General features: G+C 33.7%; 20 protein-coding genes and 1 rRNA gene. 17 read left to right on the top strand and 4 right to left on the bottom strand.

Going from position 1 to position 22525, the window contains the following annotated elements; genetic code table 11:
- The first annotated feature begins 153 nt into the window (after positions 1-153).
- Positions 154-263 (top strand): 5S ribosomal RNA (gene rrf, locus C245_RS0109585).
- A gap of 500 nt (positions 264-763) precedes the next feature.
- Here rrf and lpxA read toward each other — a convergent pair.
- The 4 genes from lpxA to C245_RS0109565 all read right to left on the bottom strand — a co-directional run bounded on the left by lpxA (position 764) and on the right by C245_RS0109565 (position 4189).
- Positions 764-1537: an acyl-ACP--UDP-N-acetylglucosamine O-acyltransferase gene (gene lpxA, locus C245_RS0109580; protein ID WP_017496376.1), complete on the bottom strand. Its 774-nt coding sequence runs from the start codon at positions 1535-1537 to the stop codon at positions 764-766.
- A gap of 64 nt (positions 1538-1601) precedes the next feature.
- The gene (locus C245_RS0109575; protein WP_017496375.1) at positions 1602-2165 is read right to left on the bottom strand and encodes a Crp/Fnr family transcriptional regulator; all 564 of its coding nucleotides are present in this window, start codon (positions 2163-2165) and stop codon (positions 1602-1604) included.
- 201 nt (positions 2166-2366) lie between these two features.
- Positions 2367-3731: a DUF5458 family protein gene (locus C245_RS0109570; RefSeq protein WP_017496374.1), complete on the bottom strand. Its 1365-nt coding sequence runs from the start codon at positions 3729-3731 to the stop codon at positions 2367-2369.
- A 2-nt stretch (positions 3732-3733) separates the two neighbouring features.
- Positions 3734-4189 carry a hypothetical protein gene (locus C245_RS0109565; protein ID WP_026109973.1) on the bottom strand — a complete coding sequence of 152 codons (456 nt, stop codon included), beginning with the start codon at positions 4187-4189 and terminating at the stop codon, positions 3734-3736.
- Positions 4190-4347: 158 nt separating this feature from the next.
- Between C245_RS0109565 and C245_RS0109560 the strand changes: the two genes are divergently transcribed.
- From C245_RS0109560 to C245_RS0109480, 16 genes are all read left to right on the top strand, one after another.
- A complete protein-coding gene (locus C245_RS0109560; protein WP_017496372.1) occupies positions 4348-4767 on the top strand; it encodes a GPW/gp25 family protein in 420 nt (139 codons plus the stop codon).
- A gap of 8 nt (positions 4768-4775) precedes the next feature.
- Positions 4776-6533, top strand: a complete 1758-nt coding sequence (locus C245_RS0109555; protein ID WP_017496371.1) for a hypothetical protein — start codon at positions 4776-4778, stop codon at positions 6531-6533.
- Between the two features lie 4 nt (positions 6534-6537).
- The gene (locus C245_RS0109550) at positions 6538-8970 is read left to right on the top strand and encodes an AAA family ATPase (protein ID WP_017496370.1); all 2433 of its coding nucleotides are present in this window, start codon (positions 6538-6540) and stop codon (positions 8968-8970) included.
- A gap of 3 nt (positions 8971-8973) precedes the next feature.
- Positions 8974-9879, top strand: a complete 906-nt coding sequence (locus C245_RS0109545; RefSeq protein WP_017496369.1) for a hypothetical protein — start codon at positions 8974-8976, stop codon at positions 9877-9879.
- 34 nt (positions 9880-9913) lie between these two features.
- A complete protein-coding gene (locus C245_RS0109540) occupies positions 9914-10798 on the top strand; it encodes a TssN family type VI secretion system protein (protein WP_035746441.1) in 885 nt (294 codons plus the stop codon).
- Positions 10799-10884: 86 nt separating this feature from the next.
- Entirely contained in the window at positions 10885-12021 is a 1137-nt protein-coding gene (locus C245_RS0109535) for a hypothetical protein (RefSeq protein WP_017496367.1), read from the top strand.
- Positions 12022-12031: 10 nt separating this feature from the next.
- Positions 12032-12535 carry a hypothetical protein gene (locus C245_RS0109530; protein ID WP_017496366.1) on the top strand — a complete coding sequence of 168 codons (504 nt, stop codon included), beginning with the start codon at positions 12032-12034 and terminating at the stop codon, positions 12533-12535.
- A complete protein-coding gene (tssO, locus tag C245_RS0109525) occupies positions 12532-13002 on the top strand; it encodes a type VI secretion system TssO (protein ID WP_017496365.1) in 471 nt (156 codons plus the stop codon). The genes C245_RS0109530 and tssO overlap by 4 nt, the downstream gene beginning before the upstream one ends.
- Positions 12992-13930, top strand: coding sequence for a PKD domain-containing protein (locus tag C245_RS0109520; RefSeq protein WP_017496364.1), 939 nt, complete (start codon positions 12992-12994; stop codon positions 13928-13930). Before tssO ends, C245_RS0109520 begins: the two co-directional genes overlap by 11 nt.
- 3 nt (positions 13931-13933) lie before the next feature.
- Complete coding sequence (gene tssR / locus C245_RS24710; protein WP_157495807.1) at positions 13934-15172, top strand: type VI secretion system protein TssR domain-containing protein; 1239 nt, start codon at positions 13934-13936, stop codon at positions 15170-15172.
- On the top strand, positions 15132-16259 hold the full coding sequence (locus tag C245_RS24705; RefSeq protein WP_020480216.1) for a type VI secretion system protein TssR domain-containing protein: 1128 nt from the start codon (positions 15132-15134) through the stop codon (positions 16257-16259). The genes tssR and C245_RS24705 overlap by 41 nt, the downstream gene beginning before the upstream one ends.
- A 10-nt stretch (positions 16260-16269) precedes the next feature.
- On the top strand, positions 16270-17046 hold the full coding sequence (locus C245_RS0109505; protein ID WP_017496363.1) for a DUF5457 domain-containing protein: 777 nt from the start codon (positions 16270-16272) through the stop codon (positions 17044-17046).
- A 477-nt stretch (positions 17047-17523) separates the two neighbouring features.
- Complete coding sequence (gene tssD / locus C245_RS0109495) at positions 17524-17919, top strand: type VI secretion system tube protein TssD (protein ID WP_017496361.1); 396 nt, start codon at positions 17524-17526, stop codon at positions 17917-17919.
- A gap of 177 nt (positions 17920-18096) precedes the next feature.
- Entirely contained in the window at positions 18097-19974 is a 1878-nt protein-coding gene (locus C245_RS0109490) for a type VI secretion system Vgr family protein (protein WP_017496360.1), read from the top strand.
- Positions 19975-20056: 82 nt separating this feature from the next.
- Positions 20057-20833 (top strand): hypothetical protein, encoded by a 777-nt coding sequence (locus C245_RS0109485; RefSeq protein ID WP_026109972.1) that lies wholly within the window; start codon positions 20057-20059, stop codon positions 20831-20833.
- Positions 20834-20997: 164 nt separating this feature from the next.
- Positions 20998-22524, top strand: coding sequence for a DUF2931 family protein (locus tag C245_RS0109480; RefSeq protein WP_081603528.1), 1527 nt, complete (start codon positions 20998-21000; stop codon positions 22522-22524).
- Position 22525: the final 1 nt, after the last annotated feature.

The raw sequence follows: 22525 nt of genomic DNA, 5'->3' as shown, positions 1-22525 counted from the left end.
CGCACTTTTCCCTCCGAGCAATCGGAGGGAGAGAACTTTCTTAAGAAAAAAACTTATTTGTTTCTTTATCTCAGTATGTTAAAATATTGTTTTAATTATCAGTTGTTAATTATCAATTGTCAATTAAAAAGTTGCCCAAGCAACTAACAGCCTTAAGGTGGTTATTGCGGCGGGGCTCACCTCTTCCCATACCGAACAGAGAAGTTAAGCCCGCCTGCGCAGATGGTACTGCAGTTATGTGGGAGAGTATGTCGTCGCCTTTCTTTTGAAGAACCCTATCCAAATCGGATAGGGTTTTTTGTTTTATACTAGTTTTAAATCCTTATGCGCTTTGTGTAAATCTTCGCGCTCTTTGCGGTTAAAAAAGTACGCGGATGAATACGGATTCGCTAGGCGAAAACGCGGATTAGAACGGATTTTTTATTAGGTGTATGGGTTTTTGCCCTTTTAGGGCGATGTTTATTGTTCATTTTGGTTCATAGTGCTTCGCATTTCGGGCTTTCAGCCCTTTTTCCTTGCGTGCTTTGCGTATACCTTTGCGGACTTTGCGGTTAAAAACTTTAGTTCTTTTTTTCTTTAAATATTCTTTTTATCATAGACTGCGTTAGGGATGGAAGCGATATCCTTTTGCGATTACCGCACATTTAAAATCCTCTGAAATTTCTATCGCAAAAGATTTAGCGGACAGCCCGACCCAAAGGGGAACGCCATAATAATTGTTGTCTTTAATAGATAGATATTTAAATAAGAGATATTGGTATGATTAAATGCTATTTCCTTTTACAATTCCACGGGATGAATTTTTTATAAAATCTAATATTTTATCACGTTCATAAGTTTGCTTCATGTGCTTTTCTATAAAGTCTAATGCATGAGAAGTATTTCTCTTTTGCTGAAAGATAATACGATATATTTCTTGTAGTTCTTGTATTTTTTCGATCTTAAACCCTCTTCTTCTTAAGCCAATGGTATTCAACCCTGCAAAACTTAAAGGTTCACGTGCAACGAGTATGTACGGTGGTATATCTTTGACAATACGACTCATGCCGCTAATCATAGTATTTTCCCCAATAATCGAAAATTGATGAATTGCTGTTAATCCGCTGATATTTGCGTAATCACCGACCTTTACTTCTCCTGCCATTCCCACATTAAAACCTATAATGCAGTTATTCCCGATGAAACAATCATGTCCGATGTGAGTGTTGGACATGATTAGATTATGATTCCCAATTACTGTTTTTTGTTTTGATTGAGTTCCTTTGTTTATAGTAACAAATTCTCGGATAATATTGTTGTCTCCTATTTCCAGCGTACTATATTCGTTTTTGTATTTTAAATCTTGTGGGATTCCTGATAATACTGCATTGGAATGTATTTGGCAATTCCTGCCGATTCTCGCGCCGTCAAGTAGGTTTACATTATTGCCGATCCAGGTGTTATCACCAATAATTACATCATTTTCAATAGTAGTGTAATTGCCAATATGAACATTTGTTCCAATAATTGCATTTTTGCCTATAGTTATATTTTTCAATTTGATTGTCTTTATATGAAAAGCAAATGTTGGAAAAATATAATGATTTTTTCTTGATGTAAAATCAATTAATTGAAGATCTGATTCTGCTCAATGTCTCCTGACTTACACCGATAAGCGAGGCAATATGTTTTAGTTTTGATTTTGCAATAATAGGAGGAAATGAATTTAATAAATAGAAATATTTATCCTGAGCATTCATGGATTTATAAAAATGATGAAACTCGTTCAATTTTGAAAGATAAATTCTAAGCAGCTTAATATAGAATTTAGAAAATAATGGATATTCTAATAGAATTTGTTCATCTGTATGAGATAATGAATAAAGTATGGTGTCCTCACATGCCTGAAAAAGCTCAAATGAGAGTTTCTGTTCAAAAAAACTACTCAATGAAGTGATGAATTGATGATCGGTATAAATCCATTTAGTTACCTCTTCTCCGTCATTATAAAAAAATCTTCGTACTGAACCGGATTTTATAAAGTAAATTTTGGGGCAAATTTGTTTTTCTTTTATAATAACCTCATTTTTCTTGTAGGATTCTTCTTTAAATAAGTTTTTTATTGCCTTTTCGGTCTCTTGATCCAGTGCCTGAAAACTGTTTATAAATGCAAGAAGCTCTTCCATTGCCCTTATTTAGTTGGTTTATTTAGTGAAATTAAATCTAATTGAGGTTTAATTAATAACGAATATAGTTTATTTCTCAGAGGAACTATCATTATAAACGTTGAAGAGTGTATTATACGAATTCTGTTTTGTTTAGGTGACCAGTAAAAAAAAGAACCCCAAAAGAGTATTTTTTGGGGTAGATTTTAGGGTAGAAATGAATTAGACCTGTTTGTAGTCACTATGCCAAACAGCTTCTTCAGGACCATCTCCTTTGTGTCCGTCTAATTGAATTACGAAACTTTTAGCCGGGAAGTATGGTGTGATGTGGATATCAAGTAAGATTCTGTCTTTTTGAGTTTTATCCTGCTCAATTTTCATTACTGTAAACTTTTCAATAAGATTAGTAGGTCCTTTGATTCCGTCAAGGAACTTAATGATTTGGCTTCTTAAATCGGCTTCAGTTCTGGTAGTCCAGTTCTCGAAAGCTCTTCTGTTTAAGAAATCGAAAAGTACTTTGGTAATATGGTCGAATACACGTACTACAGAGTAGGTTTGTAAACCTAAGTTGTCTCCGTTGAACAATGTTTTAGCCGAGAAAGCCATAATTTTACTGTACTCATTAACCATTGGTACCAATCCCATTTTTTCAATTTCTGAGATTTCGCTTTTCTTCAGGTCAAAACGAACACTTTCTACCTCGTTTAAGCCTCCGAATTTTTTACCGGCAACTACCTGAGACATCAATGTTTTGTATATTTTGCCTGCTAAAGAAGTCGATGGTGGTACATAAAGATTGTCCTCTTCTCCAACTTCGTTATTTTTACTTCTTCCTAACAAATAGTTACAAGTCATAATAGTGTTTGATTTGTACACATCACCACCAGTGTGATTCGCATTGAAGAAGATATCGATAACATCATCCGGAGTTTCAAGATCCTGGAAGTCAGTAAGTAATACTGTTTTATTCTCGTGAGCTATTTTAGACCATTTTTCTAAAACAGCGTTAGAACCTAAATATCCCGGAACTGAAAGTATAGAGTAGTTTTTTCTCAAATCAAGACGGTCAAAATTTTGCTTTAATTCATTCGAAACATAATCAATAAACAAAGTATTGTCTAAATCTTTTAATTGCGTTATATCAGCGTTTACGATCGTTACGTTCTTGATTTTATCGCTTTCGGCATTTTTATAGAATAAAGCGACACTACGATAAGAAGTTTCTAATTCTCTTGTAGTGTTTAAGGCGTATTTCAGGTTTTTATTTAATGTTGCATCTGCTGATGTTGCTTTTGCATTGGCCACTTCGATCATTGATTCAACAGAATCATTTCCTTTTAGTAAATCCAGCCACAAATCAAGTCTGTTATTAAGAGTTGTTCTCTCGCTTTCCCATTGAGCATCGTTAAGAAAGATATTTTTTCTAGCTTTTCTGGTTGGGTTTAAGTTTGATAATCCGTCGATTACGTTTTCTAAGAAAGCAAAACCTCCATATTCGTTTAACAGGTTTATTTTGCTTGGGGAGTCTTGTACTAATTGTTCGCTTGAAGAACCTTGAACTTTTTGTTCTTTAGTTTGAGTTGCCATATTTACTGTTTGTTGTTGTTAATTTCGTTCTTAGCGTTTTGAAGTAATTCGATTACTGCTTCTTTAACTGCCGGATCCTGGATCGCTTTTATTAAAGCTCTGTTGCTCGAAAGCTGGCGAACAATTTTATACGCTTGTTCCTTTTCAGTGTTTAATTTATTAAGAAAAGGACTGTTTTCTTTTATTGATTTTGCTCCAAAATCTCCTAAGTTTTGGAAGACCATCGATTCGTTTAAATCGGAACCTTGTTCCGTTGTAAATTCAAAGTCTACGCTAGGTTTGTACTTCTCAAAAACCGCTTCTACAGTCTGCAAATCATAGACAGCTTCGGGTCCAACCGGCTGCTCATTTGTAAGTTTTTGAATTAGTAATGTTCTGTTCGAAGGAATTTCCAAAATTGATTCACTGGCGTCAACTTTTACTTCATTGCCACCAATACCATAATTGAACATGCTCATAATTTTATAAGATTTTTAGTTGATTTTGTAAAACTAGTAAAAAAATACTTTAAAATAATATTGATTTGTAAGTATTTTATTTGGAGTTTTGTAGCAATGTGTTAAAATTAAAAATTAAAGCTTTAGTTTTATAAAAAACAACTTAATTTCGACAAAAGATGAAATACCTGAAATACCCTGTTAATTTTAAGTCTTTGGTGAGAGGTTCACAGGATAATTTTTGTAAGATAGAGGAATCGATTGCTTATAACATTATGATGATTATTACCACTTCCTTTGGAGAGATTCCGGAGATCCCAAATTATGGATCTGTCATCTGGGACCTGGAGTTTAATCAGCATATAAAGAAAAGAGATTGGGAGGATTTGGTTAGAAAATCCCTGTTAAAGTCGATTACTGAATTTGAGAGGAGATTAACCTTAAGTGAAGTCACTATTTCGTTAGATGAAATTGATAATACAGAGCTGGGATCAAGCATAAGAAGAAAAGCAAACATAGTCGTAAAAGGTGACATTATCGAAAGTCTGATGCCATTTAGCTTTCACACCAAATTGAATATAAGCCCAATTTCTCAATAGTACAAAATATGAAAGACGTTAAGTTTATTGAAATAAAAAATAGAATACAAAAAAAGTGTTTAGAGATCTGGGGAATTGAAAATATTAACATGGCCGACCCTTTGGTCATGATGTTATTAGACGTTTTTGTTCATGAACTTTATTATTTGTATCACGAAGGAATCGAATCTGATAATAAAATTATTGAACGCATTGCTCAGGAAATTGTGCCAAGTCAATGGAATTTACCTATGCCGGCTCACGCTTTAGCAAGTACAGCAGCAACAAATGGTATTGTGGTACTCAACAGTGATGCCGAATTTATTATAAAATCGACTTTCGCAACCAACGTTGATTATGATATTCATTTTACTCCCTTTACCAACGAAAACATTATAGAGGGTGAGGTCGGTTTTCAGCTCTATGATTCCTTATTGATCGATTCTTTTAAAAATGTGAATCGTTTGCCGGTGCATTGTAAAATTTCTGATCACAGAATGTGGATTGGACTGGATATTTCAAAAGAAAATCTGGAGAAATTAAATTCTTTGAAATTTACATTTGTTACAGAGAATTCCTCGTTAGATGCTTTTTTACAGTTTGTTACGGTAAGAGATACTCACGGAAATGCTATTGATTTTGAAAATGAAAGTTTTACGGAAGTTCAGGACAACAAGCATTACGTTGAAGCGATAAAATCCTACTATAAAAATTTTATTTACAAGTTAAAACTCAATCCCGAGAAGTTGGTTTACGAGTCTTTACTCGATAAATTCAACATTGAAAAAGAAGCATTAAAATCGGCTAAAAAGAATACCGAACTTATTTGGTTAGAGTTCGTATTTCCTGAAATCTTTACCAAACAGGAACTTGATAAAATTCAGATAAAGATCAACACATTTCCGATCGTCAACCGAAAACTGAACAACAGAGTTCATAATGCTCAGGTAGAAGGACGTCTGTTTCCGATGAAGGCAGAGAGAAACACACACTTTTTGGATGTGATGAAAGTTTTTAACGAAAAAAACATCGAATTCATCAATGGTATCAAGCAGCCTAACGCTATCACTTCAAATACCTATACCGTTTTTTATGGCGGATTAGAGAATTACGATTCCAGAACGGCAAAGTTTTTCCTTAAAAAATTAGCGAGAGCTTTACGTGAAGACATCAGTTCATTTTCGAACATCAATGCCGATTATATTGATGCGACAATGACTAAAATCAATGAAGAAATCAATTCAATTGAAAGTAAAATTACTAGCAGTTACAGTCAGGTGAACGAAGAGGAAGTTTATGCTCTGATTCATGAAACCGATAAATCTAAAATTTTGTACTGTTCGTATTGGACTTCGAACGGTCAGGTGGCTAATAACTTAAAAAAAGGTACTGTTTTAAAACAAACGGTCTTATCTGAATTAGTTCAGGATTCTACTTTTTTTGAGACGACTTCCCTTGGCGGAATTTATAGAAATAACAAAGTCGAGAAATTAATCAATCTTCGATATGGTTTTTTATCCAAAGAGCGACTGGTAACGAAACAAGACATAAAATCTGCGGTTCATTATCATTTAAGAAACATTACAAAAGAGGTACTGATTACAGATGGAGTGGGCATTAGCAATGAGAGAAAAAAAGGAGTATTCAGAACGATTGATGTAAAAGTTATTTTGCAGGATAAGTACGCTTTACAGATAGAAAACAAGCAAAAAATAGGATTGTTTTTAAAGGAAACCTTAGAGAAACAATCCGTGATGAACATCCCATTTCAAATTACCATAAACTAAAGTTATGAATGAATTAGATTACAGCCCCAGCTTACTATCTGCCATTAAATCTGCTAAATCGTTGGCCATTCAGGATGGACATAGCACTTATGGTGTTCCGCATTTAGCCTATGCATTGTTATATGAGCCAACGGGATTGACAGAGGTTTTAAAAACATTATCAAAAGACATAGATTACATAAGAGAATGGTTTGACGTAAGAAAGGAAGTATACACTTCGACTCAAAGCAATGATAATATTATTATTGCCGATGCAGAGATTGAAAATGTCTTTACCGAATCGAATTTCAATAAAATCAGATTAGGATCAGATTCTATCGATGCTTTTTGCGTTTTTATCGCCATTATTAAACCCGGATTGGTGTACAGTGATAAACAGATCGACGGTTTAAATTTAAGCGATAAAGAACTTTTAAAACATTTTGGGCTTCGTAATACTCAAAAAAGTTTTAGTCTCGTCGATAATGACGATAAAGAAGAAACCGTTGATATTAATTATTGTGATACGCTCTACAGAAAAAATATAATCGAAGAGGGAAGTGCCATTATTGGACGAAATAAGGAAGTTAGACTGATACTTGAAAACATTGAACGATACGAAAATCACGGAATTTTACTGATTGGAGAGTCGGGTATTGGAAAAACAAGTATTATAAAAAATCTGATTTCCAGTTTGCATGAAACAGACCCTAATTTTTTTGAAGAAACGCTGGTACTTTCTTTAAACGTAGCTAAACTTGTTGCCAATTGCAATGGTGAAAACGAGGTTTCGAAGAAATTGATTGAAATTTTCGAAAAATTATCCAAGAACGGAAAGAGCATTCTTTTTATTGATGACATACAGGTGTTGTTAAATTCATCAAGCTCAAAATCAAATGCGGTAATCAATATCATCAATACGCAGTTAACTCAAGGGACGATTAACATTATTGCTTCTATTGATTCAGATTCGTATCGAAAATCGATTGAAGGAACGACTATTGACGGAAAGTTTGAAAATATTTTTATCGAAGAACTGGACCACGCTTTATTAGTGGAATGTCTGGGGATTTATAAAAATAAATTAGAAAAACATTATAAAATAGGGATTGACGATGAAATTATAGAAGAAGCTATTCATCTGTCTAAAAGATTTTATAAAGAAAAGAAACTGCCTTACGGAGCCATTGATTTATTAGACCGAACAGCTTCGTCGGTAATTGTTTCGAATGCCAATTCATTAGTTGAAATTGTAAAAATAAAAGAGCAGATAAATGAAGCTGACCCATCCGACGAATCAAGGATGAGTTTGCTGAAAAAAGAAATATTCAACAGAATTAGTTGTGTGGTAACCAGTAAAATTAGTGCTGCTGAAAACTCAAAAAAACAAAAAGATGAAGTAATCACTTTTGAGGAGATCGAAAAATTAGCAGCTGATATTGAAGCCATAGCAAAAGAAAAAATCATCGTGGTTAAAAAATCCGAGATCTTGGCAGTAGTTTCAAACGCAACCGGAATTCCATTAGGAAAAATAAGTGCAGGAGAAAAGGAGAAATTGCTAACGATTGAAGACAAATTACAAGAGAGAGTAAAAGGGCAGGCACATGCTATTAAAACACTTTCAGAAGCCATAATCGAATCCCGAAGTGGCTTGAGTAACCCGAAACAGCCTATTGGTTCGTTCTTCTTTTTGGGACCAACCGGGACGGGAAAGACAGAATTAACGAAAACACTTGCCGAGCTGCTGTTTGATGACGAAAATGCCATGATACGTTTTGATATGTCCGAGTTTAAAGAAGAACATTCGGCTGCATTGTTGTATGGTGCACCTCCGGGATATGTGGGCTATGAAGAAGGAGGGATGCTGGTGAATAAAATCAGACAAAAACCTTATTCGGTGGTACTTTTTGATGAGATCGAAAAAGCGCACAGTTCGGTTTACGACGTGTTTTTACAGATTATGGACGAAGGAAAAGTGCATGATAAATTGGGGCGTGAAGGTGATTTTTCGAATGCGATTATCATTTTTACCTCAAATATTGGAAGCCAGTGGATTCAGGAGCAGATAGAAAGCGGTCATTTACCCACTTCCAATCAGTTGATTGATATTATGAGTCAGCATTTCAGACCTGAGTTTTTAGGACGTTTGACCGAAGTAGTTCCATTTGCGCCGATCAATATAGAAATCGCCAAAGCTATTTTTAAACTGCATCTTAGCCGTCTGCAGGAACAGTTAAGAACGATCAAAAATATTTCGTTTGATTTATCTGATTCGGCTTTAGAATATCTGACCAATAAAGGATTTTCTAAAAAATACGGTGCCAGACCTATTGCGGGAACCGTACGAACTTATCTAAAGAAAACCATTTCAAAACTAATTATATCCGAAGCTATTTTGGAGAACGAAAGTATTGTTCTGGATATAAAAGGAGATGAATTTATCTGGGAAAAGAAATAAGATATGGAACAGGATATCGCAGTTTTAAAACAACAGCTTAATTTTAATTTGAGAGGAGAAATTCTTTTTTATGAATTGCAAAATATTCTTAAAAAGGAAACCGAAGTCTTTGTCAGACACAAAGGCCTTTCAAAAAGACACAATTCAAGAGATGCTATTGATCTCTCGTCGATGCTGTATCAGGAAGATTCGAGATTTACCAAAGAGGCGCTGGTGCTGCATTTGGCCAAAAACAGCATCTACCATAATTTACCTGAATTACTTTTTCACCCCTTATCGGTTAGTAATTCTACGATGTCAAATAAGGAAATTGTAGAAGCAGTAAGAGAAAACAAAAAAGCTGAAAATAATGCTTTAGATTTTTTTATGCCTTTTGACAATGAGCTTTTTGCAGCAAATTCAAATTTTGCGATCAGAAGTCTTCACTTGTTTAATGATAAGATTGATTTGTTTCTGAAAATAGTAGATGAATTAGTCGCCATTGATTTTGACTTGTCTCATACACAAAAAAAGAATCTCTTTATTTATCTGTGTGAAGCAGATAAACTAAAAGAGAATCTTCCGGAACTGGAGAAAGTACTGGAAACTTTATTGGGTAATGTAGTCAAGTTAAAATACAAGAAGCATGTTTTCACCAATTCTCCTTTTTTGGAATTAAGTGAAGGAACATTAGGATTCAATCTGGGACTTTGCGGAGCGGTAGAAAGCGAGATAGACGATGTAGAAGTTGCGCTATATTTTGAAGGAAATATAGATTATAAGATACTAGAACGTAAGATGAACCTAACGCGTAAAGTATTAGAGTATTTTATCATTAGTAACAGAAAAATTGATATCGTCTTTTTTAATAATTATCAGTTAGGCATCAAACTGAACGAGAACTATTTGGGCATAAATACCATTTTATAATTTTTAAACCATAATAATGAGATAACATTCAGATATGAATACAATACTACCCTTTTTCTTAAAATACCTATTAGCTCCGTTTTTGATTTTAATCATAACGCTGATTATGAGCCAGTTTTCGAATGTGAAAATCAAAACAAAAGCGGCCATAATATTTACTTTATGTTTTTCGATTATAGCAGCTTTACCCTGTTTGTTTGCTTTTTTTAACAATGAATTTATCTGGTTTGGCTTATTATTTTCGGTTATCTACTACATCATACTTGGAATCGCATTGGTGTATTTCATGAATACAGCTTTATTTCAAAAAGTGGGGATACAGAATAATGTTCTGGCCAAAGTGTTTATGTTTTTAATAATAGCAATTCTCTCCTCCTGGATTTATTATCTCGCTTTCAACTATATCGCCATATCGAGTTATGCTCACATCAGTATGCTTAATGTTTTGTGGCTGTTTGTACCTATCTTTTTTCAGGAATCAAAGAACAAATACCTGCAAATTCCTGAGCCTTTCTACGAATACTGGAGAGTGGGAAAAGAACGCAAGGATTTCGAATATTGGGATAATATCGATAAGTTCCGCCTCATGCAGGTGTCCATACACATCAGAAAAAAAGCCAATTCTGAATTCTTTTCAAAATTTGATGTAAAAATTGCTCAGGACGTCAATCTGGGGAGTTGGTTTGATAAGTTTATAGAAGACCAGAATTACAGATTCCCAAATGATGCCATCGAATCCAGTGCAGAAAATGAAGATACGGGTTGGACTTTTTATACGGCAAAATACTTCAGCTTTCCTTTGTTTATCAAGAATTTGAGTCCTTACAGAACCATTTCTGAAAGTAAATTGAAAAATAAACAAACCATTTTTGCTAAAAGAGTTGCTTTAAACAGACATGAAAACGGTCTGGATGAATAATTAAATACCACATCTTTTTCTTTAAAGCCATTTGGGCAAAAAAGGGAAAAGAGATTAACAAATACCACAAAACAAACTTCAGGATTATGAAATCAAACATTCATTTACCAATCAACTGGACAGACGGTGTAAAACTTACGAAAGACCATTTTATCAATAATTATTTCAATTACGTAACAATTGTAAGTGATTATAATAAAGTTCAGTTAAACAATTTTAATTATGGCTGTATCCAGCCGGCGGGAAATAAATCGATAGACATTGAGATAAAAATTGAGGGAGGACAGCTTGTTGCCTACCTAAAAAAATGCGAAGTAATTGCTAAAAACGGTCATATCATTTCTTTTAATCAGGATATTTATGGCACCAAACTTCCGGAAGTAAGTATTAATGCCAACGACTTAGATCGAAATTCTTTTGAGCATTATTATGTTATTGTTTCTGTTAATCCTTATGATTTAATTCCTGTAGGTATTCCTGATCCCGAAATCATTCCATTGCACCATCCGCATGCCCTTCCGGAAATCAAATTACACATCATCAATAAAAAAGAGGTAAATGATAATTTTTTATCGGGTTATTTTTTAATTGTCAAAAAAATAATATTCCAAAACGGAACTTTTATTGAAGACAACAAGTACATCGCTCCTGTTGTTAAGACTAAAAACAATGAAATCCTGAATCAGTTTATAGCGAAAGTAAACACTGAATTGTATCAACTGAATGATTTCTCAATTAAAATTCATAAAAAAAATGTGCAAAACTCTTCTAATAACAGATTGGTTTCGAACACCTTTAGTTTATGTGCCAAAATAATCGGGTATTATTCAGAAAACTGTTTTTATCTTAAAAATGTCGCTCCGGAGGAATCTCCGGTTTACATGTTTGACCGAATAATTGTTTTAGCAAATCATCTTATTTCGACATTGACTTTAATGGATGACAAAGAAAAAGAGGTGTTGCTGCAGTACTATTATGAATGGATTGATGTAAAACCTTCAGAGTTATTGAGTGTATTGTTTGAAGCAAAAAGTGCCGTATACGACCACAACGATATCGCCCAAACACTTGAAAAACTGAATCAGTTTTTAGGAATTTTGAAGCGCTTATGGCAAAAATTAAGTGAACTGGAGTATATCGGAATCAGAAAAGAGAACATTGTAATTAGTGAGGAAACGAAAGTGGCAGCACCAAAAAGCAATACATGGTCAATATTAGATTAAACATAGCGCTATGAAACCACTTAATTCTCCTAAAATAGCGACTCAAAAACGCAGGTTTTTAATCCTTTTTTTTACAACGTCTGCCTTTATTTTCGGCTGTCTTTTTATTACGCTGATAACGGCAAATAAAGGTGCTGCCGAGTTAGAGCAAAAACACAAATACTACAATGATATTGCAGTAAAACAGGGCGAAATGAACTTGCTTCTGGGTGAAATTCTGATCGAAATCAATGACTTAAGATTTAAGGACCGAACTTTAAATGAACGTAAAAATCTCCAGTCTCTGATCAACGAAAAAAGATTTGCAATCAATAACGAGATTCAAAAATCAAAAACAAATCTGACCAATTCTTTTGGTTTGTATGAGGAACTTTTGGTTGAATTGCAGCGCATACAAACTAAGATTGATGTTTTAAAAGAAGCAGCAACAAGCTACGAAATCAAAAGTAATCAGCTTAAAAATTGTATTGAAAAACATAAACTCGAAAATAAAAAAAATAGCACCAAATCATGAAGAAGGCAATAATTTTTGACGAAACCTATTGGAAGAAAGCAAAGTTCAATTTATTATTTATCATTAGCGCCTGTGTCATATTTATTGGTCTTACCAAGTTTTTACTGAAGACACCGGATTTTAATAATACGGATATGCTGAACAGAATTAATGATTATGAAAAAATGCAGAAGATTAAGGTAGACTATGCCAATAAATCGAAATTAATTTTCAAAACCATTGATACGATAAAATACGACATTAATCAGGTACAGCGTATCGACGAAGTAAAAAGAAATATTTCAGAGTACAAACAACTTTATAAAGACAACGAATTTCATTCGTCCTATAATTTTTGCTTAATCGGCGGGAACTTATTAAATGTTTTTTTAGAGATAAACCTGGAAGAAAGTACGGTGAAAAAGAACGATACTCTGGTACAGACAAGTCTTAACGAATGTAAAGCAGATTTTAAAAATGAACATTAAAAATAGAACAGTAGTTATCCTCTTGTCTTGTATTGCGGTAATTTTAGTGATAGTAGCACTGCTATTCCCTTATAATAAACGATTAAGTAATCTTGATTTTTCGATTGTTGACGACAATAGTAATCACCAGTATGAATTAAACGAGGAATTATCTTTTAAAATAAATGACAGCACTTTAATATCAGATAAAAAAGCCGTTTGGTATTTTGGAAACGGTGATTCAATTGTTAGTAAAGGAAGTGTAAACTATACTTATGACAAAGCTGGAAAGTATCTAGTTACCTTAAAAATTGACGACAAGTTTGATTTTTCAAAGCAAATTAATATCGTAAACGGCAGAAGATTGACGGCAAGAGATTCGATCACCAAGATATTTTGTCCGGAGTTTGGTTATGTAGGCGAGGAAATTGTGTTTACCGGATATTCTCCGAGTTCTAATAATTGGTATTGGGAATTTGGCGAAACGGGAACCATAGATTCTTATGAAAAACAAGCCATTTATATTTTTACCCAGCCGGGAATTTATACGGTAAAGCTCGAAACAGACAAAACGAAGTATCCGATAACAAAAGTAATTGAAGTGTTACAATTGTACGAACCTTTCAAAGAACCGGAGGCTGTAGATTCGTCAGGTATTGTATTAAACGATATTAAAAAAAGACTACAGACCATTGCTAATTTGGGAGCAAGAGATACCAAAACGTACAGAGAGCAGGTTAATTATCTGAAAAATAAATACATCTGTAATGATTTGTCTGATGTCGTGGTAGTAGTCAACGAAGAAAAATACAACGATTTTTTAAGTTACTGTCAGGGACTTCATTATCTGGAAGGCAATGAAACTATAATTGAGGATGTGAAATTAGATAATATTAAGTGCTTTAAGCAGATCAATATTACCCAAAAAACTAAAAATAAAACAAAGTAATAGATGAAAAGCAGCATTTTACTTCGATACACGTCTTTAATTTGTTTATTGATTGCAAATACTATTTTTTCGCAGGTTAAGAACAGTACAAACGTTCTTAAAAAAACAGGTGAAACAGTTAATACTTACGATAACCAGGAGCAAAAAGAAAATAAAAAACCAGAACTGAAAATGGTTTTTTCAGATCGAAATGAGAACAAAATTTACGAGGAACCTTATAGCGCTAAAGTAAAAAATAAGGCCGCTATTTTGACCCCAATGTATGTTATTGATGAAGATAAGAATTACTACGAAGTGGTCGTTGCGGATAAAAAACTGATTGGAAAACCTAAAGGAACATTCTCTGCTTTAAGAAGTAAAGACAACCATTTCTCTAAAGCTAAAGAAGTACAGTACCTGGGATGGATTAAAAAAGACAATGTACTGGAATATGGAAGAGCCATTCAGAATCAGGTTAACTTAAAATATGTAAAGTATTTTGTGGCTTGTAATACGCTGGACAATTTAGTAAACAGTAACAACAACGTCAAAAAAAGTACTCTTTTGTTAAAGGGAGATCCTAACTTAGAAACCGCAACAAAAAAGGGGATTAAACTAAATGACTTCGTTTACGTTTACAACATAAACAAAACGGCAAATTCAGCTTTTGTGTCCAATTCTGATGATTTGATGCCAAAAGACACCGCTAATTTTAAGTTTGGTTGGGTTCCTTTGCAATATCTGAATCCCATAACAGACAATGTGGTGGTGAAACTGAATCCTGCCGATACGTTGAAGTTTTCTTCGGGTAAAATCAACTTTCATGCAAATGAATTGTACAGGAACACCTTTTTCGTAAATGAAAACCAATCCAGTGATGCTGTCGGATTCGATAATACCACTAAAATTTTATTACCTGTAAATGTCTGGAACCATGACAAAAATAAAATTACAAATTTAAAGGGGGATGATATTACCATAAAGACAATCGAACAGATTGATTTGCAAAGTAAGACCATTAACTTTTTTTACGTTTTTGAGAATAACGGCAGTACCAAACAATACCTGAAAAAAACACTTTCGGCATTGCAAAATCTAAAACTAACAACGAGCAGTGATTTGTACGCCAATTACAATTTTACGTACTCGTTTATAGCAAAAGGCAAGTCCAAAAGTTATTATTTGCTCAGAGCATCCTCATTTTCGAAGTGGTTTGATTTAATTGAAAAAAAGTATCAAAACACCGGAAGAAATTACAAATGAAAATATTTTACCCAATAACAACATAAATATTACGCAGTTTCTGAGTGCGGGACCCAATTACGAAAACAATTTTTTTATACTCGCAGGATTAGACGGATCTATAAATACCGTTTTACAGGACAATATGAGCGCATTGGCGAAGAATAATGCCAAGTTATTGTACATCCTTTTTAGAAATGAAAACAGTTCGGATAATCAGGATTTTATTTCGCAAAGTAAGGCCTATTTAAGTGATGCCAGTAATGCCAACAAAAAATACATTCAGAACTATTATGTAGATCCAAAACTGGTTCCTAAAAATGATGAATTTGTTTACAATGGCGAAGCGGATAATGAGTATATCTACAACGCTCCTTTAAAAAGTAACTTTAATGGCGGAATTGTATTTCCTAAGTTAAACGGGGAGCTTACTCCTGAAACGATAAACAAGGCCATTGATACCGTGATCAGTAAAACGATCAAGACAAACAATGCATTGCTAAAATCACTGACTCAGTATAAAAATGAATTTAGTTTTTTAAGAAGTCAGCCGAGTATAACCGTAAAAAATATTATCGAAAATTCTCCTTTAAAAGACAGTGTAAGTACTGATGTACCTAAAAAGTATAAGAACGAAACCTTTGCGATAAATGCAAAAGATTCGTTGGATAATGATTTAGAAAGTAAAGTACACATTTTACTGACCGAAAATGAAATTAAGCAGCTTATTGAAAATTATCGGGAGTTAGTAAGCAAAGAATACACGAATGAGAATATTGATAAGGTAGAGATTCTGAATTTTAAAGACAGGTGCTATACATTTGCCTCAATTATCAGAAGGACAGAACCATTGAGAAACAGAAATTCTTTAGCAGATCTGTTTTATTTTAAGACTAGAGTATTTGTAAACAGTTCTGATCTGCATACTATAAGAATTAAAGATATCAGAAAGTTTAAGAGAAAACCGGCCGAATTCAGGGCTCTCTTTATAGGTTTAAATGCTAAAGTTGAAGCCTTAGAGAAAATGGTCAGAAATAGTGCTTTTGAGGTTTTTGATGAGGAGTCTCAGCTCAAACACTATTATATATCGAAAAATATGCTACTATAAAATAACGATTATGGAACTTATCAATACAATAGAAATGACGAAACCTTTGCATGAAATAATTTTAGAGTTATTTTATTTTGAAAGCAAAGGGAAACCGTGCGAGTTTACAAAAAAAGAAATTTTGTGGAGGCTTAAAAATCCCAGTATTACAGAATATCAGATAGAAGAAGTACTCAATTGGATGGTACATCATAAAAAATTAAATGAGAATTTAGGTTTGTACAGCCTCGATCGTTTTGAACTAATTGATTTAGAAGAAAAATTTAAAACGGAGAGGCTACACAAAGAAAAAAAACAAGAGCCTATTTTTTTTACCAATTACAGTACGATAAACAATATACACAATGCCGCAAAGCCCAAAGCGCTTGAAATATTTATTCAGTACATACTGCCTACGTTTTTGCTTTCTTATATTGTGTTTATTTTTTTCTTAGTAAACAAGTTAAATGACAGTTTTGCCGTAAACAATAATAAAATTGAAGACGTTAGCGAATTGACACTAAAAGAACCTAAAACAGGAGTGATTAGAAAAAAAAGAGCGCTGTCTGATAAAGAAGTGAAAAGACTGTTTTCTAATCAGCATCAGAATATTTTGTATTTGAACAAGACCATAGATTCATTGCAAAAGCAGGTGAACAAAATTAATGAAATTCATACCACAGCAACTTTAGACTTAAAAAACCAGGTCAATTCTTTACAGCCACAGGTCAATTCAATAGTCCTGCACATAACCGTTGTGCTGCTGGGATTTATTCTGTTATTTTTTATGAAAAATGTTACAGATTAAAGTGAATTAGTAAAAAAAACAGATAAAAGAGGTATTCTAAAAATTATGCAGAATATCTCTTTTTGTGTTTACGGGGGTTAGGTGAAGAAGTAAAAGGAATGTTGAAAAAATATTTTTGGACTATTAGATTGTTTTTTGCAGTTGCTATTTGTTTTTTTAAAACAGATGAATTTTCTGTCAGCCCTTATGAATGCTGGATTCTTACATTTGTAAAATTAAAAGGCCTCTTTTTTTTCTTAATTCTTATGAAAAAGATTACGAATTGACTTGTTTTTTAAAAATGTATTTGTATATTCGTACAAATATTGATTGCGAATCACCCTCATCTTCCTACAAGAAGCAATTAAAAAAAGTACGTTAGTACAAAAAGAGGTATTCTAAAATCATGTAGAATACCTCTTTTTTTTTGTTCATACTAGTCACACAAAAAGAAAGAGGATTCTGAAAAACTTTATTTAACAACTTAAATTTTTTATTATGGCATTTAAATCAATTTTAGAATTCGAAGGAAACGAGTACCAAGTATTATTTTCAAAAGTTGATATGTTGAGACATACTGACGGTAAAGGAGCTGTTTCTTCTGAAATTAAAGGAGGAAGATTAAACTTAAGAGTAAAATCTACAGACAACACTACAGTTATCGAACAAGCGGTAAACAGCCAGCACAAACCAGTAAGCGGAAAAGTGAAATTTTTCAAAGCTGACTCTGAGCAGGTAATGAAAGAACTTACTTTTGAAAACGCTTTTATTGTGTTCTTTAGTGAGCAGTTAGACGCTTTGGCTGAAACTCCAATGACTACTGAGATTACATTCTCTGCAGAGAAAATTACATTAGGTAATGCTACACTAGATAACAACTGGGCTAAAATTTAATTTTTCTCATAAAACAAGAAGCAGTTACGTACTGCTTCTTGTTTTTTTATTTTCAGAATATGACATCTTTTAGCTTAAAATTGAATTCGGCGCGAAGAACTTTAAAATAAAGGGCTTTGACTATACTCTGTTTAAGTTAAAAATTTTAAAGAATTAAACTTAAAACTAGACAGATTTATGGTCATTCCTAAAATAATCTTTGGTATAGACGGCAAAGAAATTTCTCATTTTACTAAAATCGATTTAAAGCAAACCATTAATGCTCACCATGAGTTTTCAATAAGTATTCCACATTCTGTTATAGAACGACCTCGGGCCTATACGATGGAAAGCGCCCAGGAATGTCTTGGAAAAGTGCTGCACATCAGGCTAAGCGGTAATAATAATTTTCTGGGAATTATAACAAACGTTCGCTATCAACAAGAATTGGGACATGTAGGCAGTCAAATTGTTATTTCAGGATATTCTAAAACTATTTTGTTAGACTACGGTCAAAAGTTGCATTCCTGGGAAAATCTCAATTTGAAAGATATGGTGCACGATCTCATACAAACTGCTGCAGGAGAACAGCTGCAATATGAAATCGAGCCCGAATTTACTTCTAAAATAGAATATCAAACGCAATATCTGGAATCGGATTTTAAGTATATCCAGAGATTAGCCAAACAATATAACGAATGGTTATTTTATGACGGAGAAAAACTTTTCTTTGGAAAACCACAACAAGAAAGCTCTCCCATAAAATTAATTTACAACAAAGACCTGTTTAATTTAAGTATATCGGTAGAAGCAAAACCCCATCAGTACAGCGGTTATACTTATAATGAAAATATCGATCAGCTTTATCAGGCACAAACAGATGACAGCATCGTAGAGGGATTACCGAAATTAGGAAAAGATGCCTTCGAAGCTTCCAAAAAATTATACAGTACAGCTTCTTACGAGTTCGGACAATTTAGTACCGGAGATGATGTATATTTTGAGAGTATTCTCAAAAGGAAACAGGAGAGTATAGCTGCAGAAGGAAACTACATTTCGGCAACAAGCTCAAATCCAAAACTAAGAATCGGCTCTATAATTAATATCGAATCTCAGCAAATATTAGATAAATCAGAGGTTCTTCAAAAAGGATTGAGCACAAATAAGACGCAATTTGAATCGAATGAAATAGGTACTTATATTATTACCGAAATTACACATAAAGCTACTGAAATTGGAGAGTACGAAAATAGTTTCAGAGCACTTCCGGCTAAAATAAAAAAACTTCCCGAACCTCAGGTAGGCATGCCAATAGCACAGGAACAAAGAGCCGTGGTTGTGGCCAATGATGATCCTAGTGGTAATGGAAGAGTTCGTGTAGAATTATTATGGCAAAAGAAACAGCAGTCCCGTACACCCTGGCTGTATGTATTAACTCCTAATGCCGGAACGAGCGATGTGGTAAATAAAAATCGCGGATGGGTTACGATACCGGAGGTAGGTGATCATGTAATGGTTAGTTTTCGTTACAATGATCCTAACAGACCGTATGTAATCGGCAGTATTTTTAACGGAAAAACAGGCGAAGGCGGTAAGCTGGACAATCATATTAAAAGTTTCTTTACCCGCTGCGGAAGTACCATCACTTTCGATGATAAGCAGAAAAGTATTCTGATAAAGGACCCGTCAGACAACAGTGTTTATTTGGATGGTGAAGGTAATATTACTGTAAATGCACCTAAAAACATGACCATCAATGTTGGTGATAATCTGGATATTACCGTTGGTAAAAATATGACTGTAGGGGTAGGCGGTAATAAGAAAACCACTATCGACGGTAACAACAGCTTAAAAGTTGGAAAAAGCAGTACAGTCGATATTACAGAACTCTACAAACTTATTACAAATATGTACGAGCAAAAAGTATCAGGTGATAAAACCGTAAAGATCAATGGTAATTTGAGTAAAACTACAGCCACAACAACTCACAAAGCCATAGGAGGAGATATTTTGATAAAAAGTTCGGGAATCTCAAAAGTACTGGGTGCCATTGATGCCAAAGTAAATAAAGGATAGCACGAGAACACTAGCAATAATTTATCCTAATTGCAACAAAACGGTACAGGCAAAGAAAACGTAATCGTAATATCAAATCAGAATGAAGCAACTCTTATTTTTTATTTTTCTATTGGCAAATGTATCCTCTTTTGGACAAGCAGAAGAGGTACAAAAAGCAGAAATAGAAGGCGGTACATTATCAAAAAAGTATATTGACGGGAAACTGGAAAGTTTTATTGTAGAAATGTACGCGGTCAATTATGGAAACATCTTCAGTTTTACTAAAGAAAAAGATACCATTACAGTGAATAATGGAGAAAAATCAGCTGCTGTTATTAAGATATATTTTAAAGATCAGCTGCAAATAAGTGAACTATTTTATAACAAGAAAATAGTAGGTTATTTTGAAGCTATAAATTTGAATATCGATCAGTTACCTAAAAGTAACAGCATCTATAGTTTTCTTGTAAATAATAAAATAAAGAGTTCTATAAGCCGCTTTGATCTCAACGATCTCGATGAAAATTTTGACCAAAATCTGATAAAGCTTTTTAATAGTTTAAATCATGTTGCAAATGCTGAAAATTTAGATTCCGCTTTTAATTCAATAGCAACTTTTTTTTCCAAAGAAGATGCTCTTTACAGAATCTATTTAAGAAGTTATGCTGAGAAATTTGCCCCTCCGATAATTACCTATTTAAAAACGAATGAATCCGGAAAGATTGAATCCGGAATTGTCTGGACAGGAAAAGAGACCGGAAATGGAAAGTATGAAATTTATAGTAAAGAGAAAATAATACAATCAGGAATTCAAAACTTATCTAATTTTAAAAAAACTTTTAGGGAGTATTTTAATAAAAATGGAATTGAAAACTAGATAAAACATTCTTATCATAACTAGGATAGAATAAAGAGTTGACAACTATGTAAAGCATTTGGAAACAGGTTTAGTTAAAGAAAAAACATGAGATGTATCTTACTTTTGATATATTTACAAGTAGTTCGTTAAGACAGTACCAGTATGCATAAAACTTAAAAAGCATGAAGAAAATAGCCCTTTATTTACTATTATTTCTTATAACAAATACGTTAACAAGCTCTTGCCAGGAGAAAAAGCAAACCGATAAAAAGGTTAATAGCTCCGCAATAAAAGCCCCCCTTACTAATATGGAAACAAATTTTAAATGGCAGGAAGGTTTAAGCTGTCCTTCAGGATACCCAATACAAGTCTATAGAGGCTGGCTTGAAGGCCCGTTAGTATCAAATGGTGTAAACGAAGAGCCCAACAGTACAACCAGTATATACGGTTTTGGAACAACCACAGGTATAGGAGATTGGGGAGAAAATTCCTCAGGAATGAGTCAGGGCGAAAAACCAATTCCGCAAAGACTTAACTGTACGTGGTATTCGTATGTTGAAGATGTGATGTATCATATCGATACAGAGTTGGACTATCCTAAAATGGTAAAACTCTTCAATGAAGGCTTTCAGAGCAACGTCCAAAAAAAGGGAAAAGTAATGACAACTTACAAGTACATTACAGTAGGTTTTGCCCCTGGCGGTGTAGTAGTAGTCTGGTTGAAAGGCGGACAGAAAGATGTAGAAATTGGACGCTATCAAGGAAAAAAGACAGAGATAAGTGCTAAAGAAATAGCTTCTTTGGACAGTCATGAACGCTTGTTGTTTGATCCTGCTGACAGAGAACGAACTTTAAAAAATCCGAAAATTATAGCACCTGAGGTTCAGGAAGCAAATAAAAACAAACCCATACCTTACGGACTTTGGGACAGTTACCGCATAAAATACAACTGGCGCCCTACTGCAGTATTCGTGAGGGAAGGAAAGGTACAGGATGAATTGTCATTTGCCTTATTTAATGGAGAACGCGAAACGCTGTTAGAAAAAGAATTTGCCAAAAATGAGTATCAGGAAAGAGCAATCCCAAGAAGTTTAGGAATTCGCTGGTGGGATAAAAACGGACAGGGTTATAGTGGTTCATTTATTTTTGATGAGAAAGAAATTTTTGATGCCTTCAAAGAGTTGCGTAAAAAGAATCCTGAAGCAAATATTGATTTAGAAGTTAAAATAAACCCGGGTAGTGATTATTTGGGAGCCACACTAAAAAACGGTACAGTTGTTATACCATTGAAAAAAAGTAAAACAAACGTTTTTGAGTCAAGCATAGTGACAAGAGAATACAAATACAATTGGCATCCTGTTTTTACGTTTCCCGAGGGAGAAAAGATGCCGGATAAAATTTATTTTTTGAGTCACACTTTGGGGCAGTCTCTTGCTGAAAAAAAAGAGATGAATCTACCGCTTCAGGAAAATGCGGCACCTTCCAAAATAAGTTTTGATTACAGTAAAGGGGATGGAGAAACCAGTTATTTAGAGTTGATATTTAAAGATGAGGAAGTTCGCGAAACTTTTAGAGATATTGAAAAACTAAAGCCAGGAGCACCCATAGAAATGCAGGTGAAAATTGGTAAATCCTATAATTCCTGTACTATTACACTTAAAGGAAACGGAAAAGAATTACCAGTGAAATTCACTACTTATCAGAATTAGT

The sequence above is a fragment of the Flavobacterium sp. WG21 genome (assembly GCF_000335775.1).
Classification (GTDB): domain Bacteria; phylum Bacteroidota; class Bacteroidia; order Flavobacteriales; family Flavobacteriaceae; genus Flavobacterium; species Flavobacterium tructae.
The sequence above is the reverse complement of the archived record's forward strand: the minus strand, read 5'-3'. Positions and strand labels throughout refer to the sequence as shown.

Coding starts and splice junctions, on each gene's coding strand:
- C245_RS0109575 (WP_017496375.1), bottom strand. CDS start 2,165: ATGGAAGAGCTTCTTGCATTTATAAACAGTTTTCAGGCACTGGATCAA.
- C245_RS0109570 (WP_017496374.1), bottom strand. CDS start 3,731: ATGGCAACTCAAACTAAAGAACAAAAAGTTCAAGGTTCTTCAAGCGAA.
- tssO (WP_017496365.1), top strand. CDS start 12,532: ATGAAGAAGGCAATAATTTTTGACGAAACCTATTGGAAGAAAGCAAAG.
- C245_RS0109555 (WP_017496371.1), top strand. CDS start 4,776: ATGAAAGACGTTAAGTTTATTGAAATAAAAAATAGAATACAAAAAAAG.
- C245_RS0109545 (WP_017496369.1), top strand. CDS start 8,974: ATGGAACAGGATATCGCAGTTTTAAAACAACAGCTTAATTTTAATTTG.
- C245_RS0109520 (WP_017496364.1), top strand. CDS start 12,992: ATGAACATTAAAAATAGAACAGTAGTTATCCTCTTGTCTTGTATTGCG.
- C245_RS0109480 (WP_081603528.1), top strand. CDS start 20,998: ATGAAGAAAATAGCCCTTTATTTACTATTATTTCTTATAACAAATACG.
- C245_RS0109565 (WP_026109973.1), bottom strand. CDS start 4,189: ATGAGCATGTTCAATTATGGTATTGGTGGCAATGAAGTAAAAGTTGAC.
- C245_RS0109530 (WP_017496366.1), top strand. CDS start 12,032: ATGAAACCACTTAATTCTCCTAAAATAGCGACTCAAAAACGCAGGTTT.
- C245_RS0109485 (WP_026109972.1), top strand. CDS start 20,057: ATGAAGCAACTCTTATTTTTTATTTTTCTATTGGCAAATGTATCCTCT.
- tssD (WP_017496361.1), top strand. CDS start 17,524: ATGGCATTTAAATCAATTTTAGAATTCGAAGGAAACGAGTACCAAGTA.
- tssR (WP_157495807.1), top strand. CDS start 13,934: ATGAAAAGCAGCATTTTACTTCGATACACGTCTTTAATTTGTTTATTG.
- C245_RS0109550 (WP_017496370.1), top strand. CDS start 6,538: ATGAATGAATTAGATTACAGCCCCAGCTTACTATCTGCCATTAAATCT.
- C245_RS0109505 (WP_017496363.1), top strand. CDS start 16,270: ATGGAACTTATCAATACAATAGAAATGACGAAACCTTTGCATGAAATA.
- C245_RS0109490 (WP_017496360.1), top strand. CDS start 18,097: ATGGTCATTCCTAAAATAATCTTTGGTATAGACGGCAAAGAAATTTCT.
- C245_RS0109535 (WP_017496367.1), top strand. CDS start 10,885: ATGAAATCAAACATTCATTTACCAATCAACTGGACAGACGGTGTAAAA.
- C245_RS0109540 (WP_035746441.1), top strand. CDS start 9,914: ATGAATACAATACTACCCTTTTTCTTAAAATACCTATTAGCTCCGTTT.
- C245_RS0109560 (WP_017496372.1), top strand. CDS start 4,348: ATGAAATACCTGAAATACCCTGTTAATTTTAAGTCTTTGGTGAGAGGT.